This window comes from Kitasatospora sp. A2-31, assembly GCF_022288725.1.
Lineage (GTDB): Bacteria > Actinomycetota > Actinomycetes > Streptomycetales > Streptomycetaceae > Kitasatospora.
Genome location: NZ_JAKNTA010000001.1, coordinates 372,899 through 384,163, shown reverse-complemented (window position 1 = coordinate 384,163; position 11,265 = coordinate 372,899). Strand labels below are relative to the sequence as shown.

At 69.8% G+C, this 11,265-nt stretch carries 10 protein-coding genes and 1 tRNA gene; 2 read left to right on the top strand and 9 right to left on the bottom strand.

Features of this window, described 5'->3' with window-relative positions; genetic code table 11:
• Positions 1-40: 40 nt before the first annotated feature.
• Complete coding sequence (locus MCM47_RS01730) at positions 41-1,138, bottom strand: hypothetical protein (protein ID WP_238740215.1); 1,098 nt, start codon at positions 1,136-1,138, stop codon at positions 41-43.
• A gap of 354 nt (positions 1,139-1,492) precedes the next feature.
• Here MCM47_RS01730 and pyk point away from each other — a divergent pair, with 354 nt between their 5' ends.
• Positions 1,493-2,923: a pyruvate kinase gene (pyk, locus tag MCM47_RS01725; RefSeq protein WP_238740213.1), complete on the top strand. Its 1,431-nt coding sequence runs from the start codon at positions 1,493-1,495 to the stop codon at positions 2,921-2,923.
• A gap of 39 nt (positions 2,924-2,962) precedes the next feature.
• Here the strand turns inward: pyk and MCM47_RS01720 are convergent, their stop codons facing one another.
• Positions 2,963-3,436, bottom strand: a complete 474-nt coding sequence (locus MCM47_RS01720) for a helix-turn-helix domain-containing protein (RefSeq protein WP_374209045.1) — start codon at positions 3,434-3,436, stop codon at positions 2,963-2,965.
• A 197-nt stretch (positions 3,437-3,633) separates the two neighbouring features.
• Positions 3,634-3,717: transfer RNA gene (locus MCM47_RS01715), tRNA-Leu, on the bottom strand.
• Positions 3,718-3,809: 92 nt separating this feature from the next.
• Here MCM47_RS01715 and MCM47_RS01710 point away from each other — a divergent pair.
• Positions 3,810-4,466 (top strand): ANTAR domain-containing response regulator, encoded by a 657-nt coding sequence (locus tag MCM47_RS01710; protein ID WP_238740211.1) that lies wholly within the window; start codon positions 3,810-3,812, stop codon positions 4,464-4,466.
• A gap of 68 nt (positions 4,467-4,534) precedes the next feature.
• Here the strand turns inward: MCM47_RS01710 and MCM47_RS01705 are convergent, their stop codons facing one another.
• From MCM47_RS01705 to MCM47_RS01680, 6 genes are all read right to left on the bottom strand, one after another.
• Entirely contained in the window at positions 4,535-5,251 is a 717-nt protein-coding gene (locus MCM47_RS01705) for an ABC transporter ATP-binding protein (protein ID WP_238740209.1), read from the bottom strand.
• A complete protein-coding gene (locus MCM47_RS01700; RefSeq protein WP_238741460.1) occupies positions 5,248-6,108 on the bottom strand; it encodes an ABC transporter ATP-binding protein in 861 nt (286 codons plus the stop codon). The genes MCM47_RS01705 and MCM47_RS01700 overlap by 4 nt, the downstream gene beginning before the upstream one ends.
• Positions 6,109-6,116: 8 nt before the next feature.
• The gene (locus tag MCM47_RS01695) at positions 6,117-8,060 is read right to left on the bottom strand and encodes a branched-chain amino acid ABC transporter permease (protein ID WP_238741458.1); all 1,944 of its coding nucleotides are present in this window, start codon (positions 8,058-8,060) and stop codon (positions 6,117-6,119) included.
• Positions 8,061-8,065: 5 nt separating this feature from the next.
• Positions 8,066-8,995, bottom strand: coding sequence for a branched-chain amino acid ABC transporter permease (locus MCM47_RS01690; protein ID WP_238740207.1), 930 nt, complete (start codon positions 8,993-8,995; stop codon positions 8,066-8,068).
• 127 nt (positions 8,996-9,122) lie between these two features.
• Positions 9,123-10,355 (bottom strand): branched-chain amino acid ABC transporter substrate-binding protein, encoded by a 1,233-nt coding sequence (locus MCM47_RS01685; RefSeq protein WP_238740204.1) that lies wholly within the window; start codon positions 10,353-10,355, stop codon positions 9,123-9,125.
• A gap of 635 nt (positions 10,356-10,990) precedes the next feature.
• Positions 10,991-11,265: hotdog fold thioesterase (locus MCM47_RS01680; protein WP_238740203.1), on the bottom strand; the 275-nt coding region annotated here is incomplete at its 5' end.

The window sequence follows — 11,265 nt, the reverse complement described above, 5'->3', positions numbered from 1 at the left end:
CGTCCTCATCGCCCCACCCGTCCTGGTCGCCATACCCCCGTCACTTCCCCTTCGCGGCGTCGATCAGCTTGGCCAGCAGGTCGGGCGCCGGCACCGGAGCCTGCTTCACCTGCGCCGCCGACAGGTCCGGCGCGAAGGCCGGCGACTCCTTGCGGTCGCCCACCTGCTTGGCGAAGGCGGACGGGTCGGCCTGCGGCCGGAACCCGTACTTCGCCTCCAGCCGGCGCAGCACCTCGTCGTCACGCAGCAGGCCGGCCAGCTTCCGGCCGGCCTCGGTGCGCCCGACCACGGTGTGGTCGGAGGAGACGGTGGTGTCCGGGTAGAGCACGGTCATGTCACCGGTGGACTTGCCCTCCACGGCCAGCTGGGCGGCCTGCGACTCGTAGGCGAGCACCAGCGGGTTGCCGACGTTGGTGAGGAAGTCCTTGAACGGCTGGTCGCTGCTGCTGCCCTGGATGCCCTGCTTGGCGGTCAGCGCCCGCAGCACGGGCTTGACCTGGTCCACCTCGGGGCCGCTCGACACCACCTGGTGGCCGTTGAGGACGTAGGAGGTGACCGCGAGGTAGAGCGCTCCGGAGGAGGATTCGGCGGGGTCGGTGGTGGTCATGAAGACCGCGCCCCTGAGGTCCGAGTTGCCCGCAGCGCCGGTGAGCTCCTCCCACTTCTTGCCGGCCTTCACCAGGTTGAGGTACGCGTCCATTCTGAGCGTCCACACCCCGGTGGCCTTGTCCCGGCTCGCCACTGCGTTCTGCTCCAGCACCTCTGCGGTCGGCCGGTGGGCCAGCACCACGAGCGGCGAGTAGAACGGCCGGATCGGCGCGTCCTTGAGCTGCAGCTGCCTGCGGATCTCCTCGGCCGGGGAGAGGCTCGCCGGGAAGGCGAAGTCGAGCTGGTCGAGCCTGCTGTCGCCCATCAGCCACGAACCGGTGGTCTGGGCGCTGACCTTGATCCCCTGCTTGGCCAACTCGGCCTTGACGTCAGGGTCCTCGAAGAAGTCGCGCTTCTCCGAGCCGATCACCCCGCTGACGGTGACGACCTTGGGCCCCGGATCGTCGCCGGGCCCGGTCGGTCGCAGCAGCGCGAACGCCACCCCACCGAGCAGTGCCAGTGCCGCGAGCACTCCGACCGCGCGCTTCATGCCGAACGTTCCCCCTCGTCCGATCCGTCTCCGGGCTCCCACCCGGGTGACGAGCGTCCTCCCGGCCTGCGAGCCGGGGAGGAAGCCGCGGTGAACGAGAGGTGAACACCCCTTCACGGAATCGCATCCTCGATGGGCTGTTCGGCTTCCCGGCGGGGGTGCGCGGGGTCCCGGCGCCCGCCGCCGCGTCAACCCGCCGACCGTCCCGGGCGTCAACCCGCGGGTCGGGCCGCCCCTCGATCGGGGCGTCCGGATGGCGTTGCGTCAGATTGTTCAACTCGCCTTCCTGCAAAGGTCATCCCGCTGTTCGGACCTACGGCGATGTTACGCGCCGGTAATGCCTACGCTCAGGGTATGCGCCGAGCAAAAATCGTCTGTACCCTCGGGCCCGCCACCGACTCGTACGACCAGATCAAGGCCCTGGTCGACGCCGGGATGGACATCGCCCGACTCAATCTCAGCCACGGCTCCCACATCGAGCACGAGGAGCGCTACCGCCGGGTCCGCAAGGCCGCCGACGAGACCGGCCGTAGCGTCGGTGTCCTCGTCGACCTTCAAGGCCCGAAGATCCGACTGGAGACCTTCACCGAAGGGCCGGTACTTCTCGAACGCGGCGACGAGTTCACCATCTCCACCGACAAGGGCGTCGTGGGGGACCAGAACGGCTGCGGCACCACCTACGCCGGCCTCGCCGGCGACGTCACCCCCGGTGAGCGGATCCTCGTCGACGACGGCCGGGTCTCCCTGGAGGTCGTCGAGGTGGACGGCCCGCGGGTCCGCTGCCGGGTCGTCGAGGGCGGCCTGGTCTCCGACCACAAGGGGCTCAACCTCCCCGGCGTCGCCGTCTCGGTGCCCGCGCTCAGCGACAAGGACGTCGCCGACCTGCGCTGGGCCCTGCGGACCGGCGCCGACCTCGTCGCGCTCTCCTTCGTCCGCAGCGGCCGCGACATCGAGGACGTCCACCGGATCATGGCCGAGGAGGGGCGCTTCGCCCCCGTCATCGCCAAGGTGGAGAAGCCGCAGGCGGTCGAGAACCTGGACGCCATCGTCGACGCCTTCGACGGCATCATGGTGGCCCGCGGCGACCTGGGCGTGGAGATGCCCCTCGAACAGGTCCCGATGGTCCAGAAGCGCGCCATCAAGCTGGCCAAGCGCAACGCCAAGCCGGTCATCGTCGCCACGCAGATGCTCGACTCGATGATCAACACCTCGCGGCCCACCCGCGCCGAGGCCTCCGACGTCGCCAACGCCGTCCTGGACGGCACCGACGCGGTGATGCTCTCCGGTGAGACCTCCGTCGGCAAGTTCCCGGTCGAGACGGTCCGCACCATGGGCCGCATCATCGAGGCCGCCGAGTCCGACGTCCTGTCCGCCGGTCTGCCGGCGCTCACCCCCGCCAACAAGCCGCGTACCCAGGGCGGCGCCGTCGCCCGCGCGGCCGCCGAGATCGGCGACTTCCTCGGCGCCAAGTACCTCGTGGCCTTCACCCAGTCGGGCGACACGGCCCGCCGCCTCACCCGCTACCGCTCGCCCATCCCCGTCCTCGCGTTCACCTACGAACCCGCCGTCCGCAGCCAACTCGCCCTCACCTGGGGCGTCGAGACCTTCCTCGGCCCCTTCGCCGCCACCACCGACGAGATGGTCGAGCAGGTCGACGCGGCCCTGCTCTCCCTCGGCCGTTGCCGGAAGGGCGACATCGTCGTCATCACGGCCGGCTCCCCGCCCGGCCTCGCCGGCTCCACCAACCTCGTCCGCGTCCACCACGTCGGCACGCTGGACGACTGACCGACCGCGGCGCGGCCCTGCCGAGGGGCCGCGCCGCCGTCAGTACTTCGCCCCGATGTGCGCGTCCATGAGGGCCACGGAGTCCTTGCGGGCGACGGAGATGTCGACCTGGCCGGTGGCGCGGGGCTTCGAGGCCTTCCACTGCACGCCGACGGCGTCGAGGGTGTCGGTGAAGAGCCGGATGATGTCGGTCGAGGTGTTGGTGAAGAAGCACCGCGGGTACTCGTAGCGCTTCCGGACGCCGCCGACCGTGCGGACGGTCCAGTTGGTGATCCGGCAACCGTCGGAGTGGACCAGCCCGCGCAGGAAGTCCTGGGGATGGGCGTCGACGACTTCCTGCTGCCCGGGCTGCAGGGCTATCGTGCGCTCGTGCTTCCTGCCGGGGCCGTGCTGGGGGAAGTAGCAGGTCAGGTGACCGGAGTAGACCTTGACGTCGCGACAGCGGGTCCGCCGGACCCGGCAGGGTTTGTTGTTGGGGAAGACCTGGCGGATGGCCTGTTCGACGGAGTCCATGATGCCCGGCTACTTCTCGTCGCAGGTGATCTGGAAACTCTGGGTCCTGCGGTACTCGTCGGGCAGCAGGATGTGGCCGCACGCGCAGAGAGACCAGTCATGCTGGTCGGCCTGCGGGCCGGAAGGTGATTCGGGGGCGACTCTGAGGTCGTCCACCCGAAGTGATGAATTCCCTGCCTACGGGAACACTGCCAAGGTGCCGGGTGCGGGATTCGAACCCGCATGTCCTTTCGGACAGATGTGTTTGAGACATCCGCGTAAGCCGATTTCGCCAACCCGGCTGGGTGCGCCTGCGACAGCATACCGCGTGGGCGACTGCGGATGGGTGTGGGTACCCTCATGCATGCAGTACCCCGCCGGAATGAGGAGCCCCGTGAGCACCGCCGACGAGCAGGCGCAGCCGCTTGAGACCGATTCGCCCCAGATCACCCGGATCGTGATCGCCGAGGACGAGGCGCTGATCCGCCTCGACCTGAAGGAGATGCTCGAGGAGGAGGGGTACACCGTCGTCGGCGAGGCCGGGGACGGGGAGACGGCGGTGAGGCTGGTCGAGGAGCTCCGCCCGGACCTCGCCATCCTGGACGTGAAGATGCCGGTCCTGGACGGCCTGTCCGCCGCCGAGCAGATCCACGAGAAGCACCTCGCACCGGTGCTGATGCTGACCGCGTTCTCGCAGCGCGAGCTGGTGGACCGGGCCCGGGACGCGGGCGCGATGGCGTACATCGTGAAGCCGTTCAGCAAGAGCGACCTGGTGCCCGCGATCGAGATGGCCGTCTCCCGGTACACCGAGATGAGGACGCTGGAGCAGGAGATCGCCGACCTGTCGCAGCGGCTGGAGACCCGGAAGCTGGTGGACCGGGCGAAGAGCGTGCTGCAGACCAAGTTCGGGCTGAACGAGCCGGCCGCGTTCCGGTGGATCCAGAAGACCTCGATGGACCGCCGGATGACGATGGCCGCGGTGGCCGAGGCGGTCATCGAGGAGGGCGAGGCCCAGGACCGCAAGAAGGCCGAGGAGGCCGGCGGGGAGTAGGCGGGGACGACGCGACGAAGGGCCCGGCGGTGCGCCGGGCCCTTCGTCGTGTGGTGGTGCGGGCGGGGTCAGTCCTCGCCGAGGTACGCCTTCCGCACGGACTCGTCGTGCAGCAGGTCCGCACCGGTGCCCTGGAGGACGATGCGGCCGGTCTCCATGACGTAGCCCTGGTCGGACAGCGAGAGCGCCGCCTGGGCGTTCTGCTCGACGAGGAGGATGGTCGTCCCGCTGGCCTTGAGCTCGACGATGGTCGCCATGATCTTCTGCATCATGAGCGGCGAGAGGCCCATCGAGGGCTCGTCGAGCATGAGCAGCTTGGGCTGGGACATCAGGGCCCGGCCCATGGCGAGCATCTGCTGCTCGCCGCCGGAGAGGGTGCCGGCGGCCTGCTTGCGGCGTTCGCCGAGGATCGGGAAGAGGCCGTAGGCGCGTTCCACGTCCGCGGCGATGCCGGCGGTGTCGCTGCGCAGGAAGGCGCCGAGGAGGAGGTTCTCCTCGATGGTCATGCGCGGGAAGATGTGCCGGCCCTCGGGGGAGTGGGCCAGGCCGAGCGAGACGATCTTGTGGGCGGGGACCGCGTTGAGCGGCTGCCCGTCGAAGGTGATCTTCCCGTTGGTCGGCTTGAGCAGCCCGGAGAGGGTGCGCAGGGTGGTGGTCTTGCCGGCGCCGTTGGTGCCGATCAGGGTGGTGACCTCGCCCTGGTTGACGGTGAAGCTGATGCCCTTGACGGCTTCGATCTTGCCGTAGGCGACGCGGAGGTCCTCGACCTCAAGGAGTGCGGTCACTGGGTGTCCTCCGGTGCTGCGGTGGTGCCCTCGGTGGCGGTGGCTCCTTCGAGCGGGGCGCCGAGGTAGGCGGTGATGACGCGTTCGTCGTTCTGGACGGTCTCGCGGTCGCCTTCGACGATCTTCTGGCCCTGGACGAGCACGGCGGTGCGGTCGCAGAGGTTGAAGATGAACCGCATGTCGTGCTCGATGACGAGGATGGAGACGCCGCGGTCGCGGATGGCGAACACGAGCTCCTCGGCGGCGCGGGTCTCCTGCGGGTTCATGCCGGCGGTGGGCTCGTCGAGGAGCAGGAGGCCGGGGTCGGAGGCGAGGGCGCGGGCGATCTCCAGCTTCCGCTGTTCGCCGTAGGGGAGGTTGCGGGCGAGGTGGTCGGCCTTCTCGGCGAGGCCGGTGAAGGCCAGCAGCTCCATGGCGCGTTCGCGGCTCTCGGCCTCGGCGCGGTGGTAGGAGGGGCCGCGCAGGATGGCGGCGAAGAGGCCTTCGCGGGTGCGGCTGTGCCGGCCGACGAGGACGTTCTCCAGGACGGTCATGTTGGCGAAGAGCCGGATGTTCTGGAAGGTGCGGGCGATGCCGGCCTGGGTGACGAGGTGGGGCTTGGGCGGCAGGACGGTGCCCTTGTAGGTGACCTTGCCCTCGGTGGGGACGTAGAGGCCGGTGAGGCAGTTGAAGAAGGTGGTCTTGCCGGCGCCGTTGGGGCCGATGAGGCCGATGATCTCGCCCTCGCCGACGGTGAGGGAGACGTCGTTGACGGCGGTGAGGCCGCCGAACCGCATGGTGACGCCGGCGACTTCGAGCAGCGGGCGGGCCGGGGCCGGCCGGTCGGTGACGGTCGTGGGGGCGTTGCTGGTGGTCATCTGGGTGGTCACGCCCCTGCCTTGGTGAGGGTGGCGGTGTCGCCGGTCGACTGGGCCGGGATCGAGGCCTCGTGGAACTCCAGCTGGCTGCGCCGGTTGGGGATGAGGCCCTCGGGGCGGACCCGCATCAGCACGATGAGGGCGATGCCGAAGGCGAGCAGCTGGTAGTCGGAGAGGAATTCGAGCTTCTTGGGGATGAGGAACAGCAGGGTGGCGCCGGCGAGCGGGCCGCTGATGGTCCCCATGCCGCCGAGGATGACGGCGGCGAGGAGGAAGGCGGAGTTGGGCGGGAGGGCCTCGGCGAAGGTGTACTGGTCGGGGGTGACGGTGTAGCTGACGTGGGCCTGGACGGTGCCGGCGAGGCCGGCGAGGCAGGCGCCGAGGGCGAAGGCGAGGAGCTTGAGGCGGAAGCCGTTGATGCCCATGGCCTCGGCGGCGGTCTCGTCCTCGCGGATGGCGACCCAGGCGCGGCCGATGCGGGAGTTGCCGACGCGGGCGAAGACCAGCACCACGAGGGCGGTGACCAGGAGCATCAGCAGGTAGTAGTTGGAGAACCGGCCGAGCTCGATGCCGAACAGGTTGGTGGGCTTGCCGAGGTCCCAGCCGAGGATGTTGAGGTCGGGGATCCGGGGGATGCCGTTGGAGCCGTTGGTGACCTTGGGGCCGGTGGTCCCGTTGAGGTTGAGCATGGTGATGCGGAAGATCTCGCCGAACCCGAGGGTGACGATGGCGAGGTAGTCGCCGCGCAGCCGGAGGGTGGGGGCGCCGATCAGGACGCCGAAGACCATCGACACGGCGGCGCCGGTGAGCATCGCGGCCCAGAAGGGGAACTGGACGTGGATGGGGGAGGCGGGAGAGCCGGAGACCAGGGCGGCGGCGTAGGCGCCGACGCCGAGGAAGGCGACGTAGCCGAGGTCGAGCAGGCCGGCGAGGCCGACGACGATGTTGAGGCCGAGGGCGACGGTGGCGAAGATCAGGATGTTGGTGGCGACCGAGGTGTACTGGTCGCTGGTCTGGGTGAAGGGGAAGCTGGCGGCGGCGGCGAACGCGGCGCCGGTGGTGACCGAGCGGTACTTGACGGTCAGCGTGCGCAGCCGGGGCAGCAGGCCGGACTTGCCGAGGGAGGCGCCGACGGAGGCGGCGAGCAGCAGGTAGGCGATGAAGAGCTCGCCGTACTCGGTGTCGATGCCGAAGGTGATGGCGAACAGGCCGATGCCGAAGGCGACGACGATGAGCAGGACCTCCAGGAAGGAGGGGAGCTCGCGGGCCGCGGGGAGGGGGCGGGTGGTGTTCGAGAGCCGCAGCCAGTGGTTGGCGAGGTGGCCGAGCTGGATGACGAGGACGGCCGCGGCGGCGATGGCGATGCCGCCGGCGAGGGCGGTGAGCACCGGTGCGACGGGCTTGTCCTCGGGGATGGCGTGGGTGGCGAACCAGACGACGGCGGCGACCGGGACGAGCAGGAAGAGGCGCCGGTCGAGGATGCGCAGGGTGACGCCGGTGCGGCGGTCGAGCGGGAGGCCGAGCGTGCCGGCGAGGGCGAGCAGGGCTCCGGCGCCGAGGACCCAGCCGCCGGGTTCGAGGTTGGCGAGGCCGCCGAGGTCGACGGCGATGGCCGCGATCGAGAACCAGGCGACGGCGAAGGCGCCGGTGGCTGCGAGGAGGACGGCGTTGTTGCTGCGGGTGGGGGCGGCCCAGCGCAGTCCGGGGACGCCCTGGGCGGCGAGCAGCAGGACGAGGGTGAGGAGGCCGCCGGTGAGGGCGAGCCACTGGAGGCCTGCGGGGGAGCCGTAGTAGGTGAGGTCGCCGGGGAACTCGTCGGTCCAGGTCCAGGACATCAGGGCGGAGGCGACGGTGGCGGCGGCTCCGAGGCCGGTGAGCAGGACGGCGGCGCGGGTCGGCAGGGGGATGACCGGGGTGGTCTCGGTGCCGGCGGTGGTGGAGGTGGTCGTCATGGTGCTCACGCCCTGTCCGCGACGCGTTCGCCGAGCAGGCCCTGGGGTCGGACGAGCAGGACGACGATGAGGAGTACGAAGGCCCAGACGTCCTTCCAGGCGCCGCCTCCGAAGAGGTGCATGCCGGGGAGGTGCTGGATGTAGCCGGTGGCGAGGGCTTCGGCGAGGCCGAGGGCGACGCCGCCGAGCATGGCGCCGTAGATGTTGCCGATGCCGCCGAGGACGGCTGCGGTGAAGGCCTTGAGGCCGAGGATGAAGCCCATCCGGAAGTCGACCTGGCCGCTGCGCAGGCCGTAGGCGACGGCGGCGACGGCGGCGAACGCGGCACCGATGGCGAAGGCCATGACGATGATGCGGTCGGTGTCGATGCCCATCAGCTTGGCGGTGTCGGGGTCCTGGCTGGTGGCCTGCATGGCGCGGCCGGAGCGGGTGCGGGTGACGAACCAGCCGAGGGCGATCATGCAGATCGGGGCGGCGATCAGGAGGAAGAGGTCGCTGCGCTGGATGGTGATGGAGCCGAGCGCGAACGGGTCACCCGGGATCTTGGGGAAGACGCGGGCCTTCTTGGCGTCCGGGTAGAAGGAGAAGACGAGCTGCTGGAGCAGGATCGACAGGCCGATGGCGGTGATCAGCGGTGCGAGCCGGGGGGCGGTGCGCAGCGGCCGGTAGGCGAAGCGCTCGGCGGCGACGGCGGTGAGGGTGGAGACCAGGATGCCGGCGATCAGCATCAGCGGTAGGGCCAGCCAGAGTGTGGTGCCGCCGGGGAGGGCGAGGTAGGCGGTCAGGGCGCCGAAGCCGCCGACCATGACGATCTCGCCGTGGGCGAAGTTGATGAGCTGGACGATGCCGTAGACCATCGTGTAGCCGATCGCGACGAGCCCGTAGAGGGCGCCGAGGATCAGGCCGTTGGCCAGCTGCTGCGGTAGGTCGTGCACCGCTGGGCCTCCGTTGTGCGTGGGGTGGGTCCGCGTGGGTGGTGGATGTGGGGCGCGCGGGGGGCACTCGTGGCGCCCCCCGCGCGTGTGTTCCGGTGTGCTGTGGCTGTTCGACGTGCGGGTCGGGTCAGCCGTTGAAGGTGCCGGACTTCTCCACGGCCCACTTGCCGTCCTTGACGGCGTAGACGGTGAGCTGCTTGTTGGTGGTGTCGCCGAACTCGTCGAAGGAGACCTTCCCGGTGACGCCCTCGAAGGAGACCTTCTGGACGGCCTCGACGATCTTGGCGCGGGCGTCGCTGGGGAGCTTGCCGCCGTTGGCGGTGACGACGGCCTTGACGCCCTGGATGATGGCCCAGGCGCTGTCGTAGGAGTAGCCGCCGTAGGTCTCGTAGGCGTCCTTGTAGCCGGCGCTCTTGTAGTCGGCGATGAACTTGGCGGCGGTCGGGAGCTGCTCGACGGGCAGGCCGACGGCGGTGGCGTAGTCGCCCTGGCTCTTGGGGTTGAGCTTGATGAAGTCGCCGCTCTGGATGCCGTCGCCGCCCATCAGCGGGATGTTGACGCCGGCCTCCTTCAGCTGGAGGGAGAGCGGGCCGGCGGCGGGGTACTCGCCGCCGTAGTAGACGGCCTCGGCGCCGGAGGACTTGACCTTGGTGACGACGGCGGCGAAGTCGCGGTCGTCGGGGTTGACGTGCTCCTCGCCGACGATCTGGCCGCCCTGCTTGGTGAACTCGCCCTTGAAGGTGGCGGCGAGGCCGGCGCCGTAGGTCTTCTGGTCGTCGATGAGGAAGACCTTGGTCTTCTTGGCGTCCTTCACCAGGAACTGGGCGGCGAAGGGGCCCTGGACGGCGTCGGTGGTGGCGGTGCGGAAGTAGGACTTGAAGGGGCGGGCCTTGACGCCGCTGGCCCACTTCTCGCCCTGGCTGAGGGCGACGCCGGTGTTGGCGGGGGAGATCTGGACGAGGTTGGCGTCGTTGAAGATCTGCTGCATCGACTGGGCGACGCTGGAGTTGAGCGGGCCGACGACGCCGAGGACGTCCTTGTCGGCGACCAGCTGGGTGGCGTTCTGCTGGCCCGGGGCGGGCTTGGCGGTGTCGTCGAGGGCCTTGATCTGGAACTTGATCCCGGGGACCTCGTTCTTCTCGTTGGCCTGCTTGGCGGCGAGCTCGACGGAGTTGCGGATGCCGAGGCCGAGGGCGGAGAGGTCGCCGGTGAGGGGGGCGTCGACACCGATGGTGACGGTGGTGCTGGACCCGGCGTTGTTGCCGTCCCCCGACTTCTTCTCGCCGCGGGAGCCGCAGGCGCTCAGGCTGAGGGCGCCGATCACGGCAATGCTCACGACAACTGCTGAACGATGACGCACAGGGGTCCCCTTCGGTTCAGGAGGGCGCCGCGCCTGAATGGCGGGAGCCGGGATGCGCGATGGGCTGCCTGGCCCAATCCGGTGGCGCGGTGACTGGCCGTGACTCTAGATGCCGTCGGGCGGGCTCCGGCAGTGGTGTGGCGAGGCTGTGATTCTCTTGTTATGAGCACACGGAGCGACTGTCTCACTATGTGGTCGTTTTGGCTCGATCGATCCGGCGCTGCCGGGGTTCTACCGGCCGGTAGAAAGGTGTAAGGCCCAGAAATGAGGGTTACTCCTGGCCTCTCCGATAATCGGACGAGACCGTCCGTTGTGCTCGTGTCGGGCGCGCTCGTCCGTATATCGGACGTTCATGGGGTTGACGAACGGACTTCCGTGTCACTCGGGTCGTCGGGGTCCCCTGTCGAGCGAATTCGCTCAATGTCACTCAGCGTTACACGGTTGAAATTCTGTGAAAACGCAGGGGCCCCCTTGTATAGACCAACGCCTGCCCAGGGCGGTCGAAGGTCAAACAAGGGGGCCCGTAAGGGATCTGATGGTCAGTAAGCCCGGCTGACCCGCCGTCGGGAGGGTCGCCGGGCCGACGGGGCGTCAGGGGGCGCGCCCAGGGGTGCGTCGGTCGGCCCGGGGTCGCGTCAGAGGTCGCGCAGCATGCAGGTCAGCCGGCAGCTGGTGATCCGGCGGCCGGTGTCGTCGGTGATCGCGATCTCGTAGGTGGCGGCGGTGCGCCCCTTGAACACGGCGGTCGCCACCCCGGTGACCAGGCCGGAGGTGGCCGAGCGGTGGTGGGTGGCGTTCAGGTCCACGCCTACCGCGTACCGGCCGGGCCCGGCGTGCAGCATCGCGCCGACCGAACCGAGGGTCTCGGCCAGCGCCGCCGAGGCGCCGCCGTGCAGCAGCCCGTACGGCT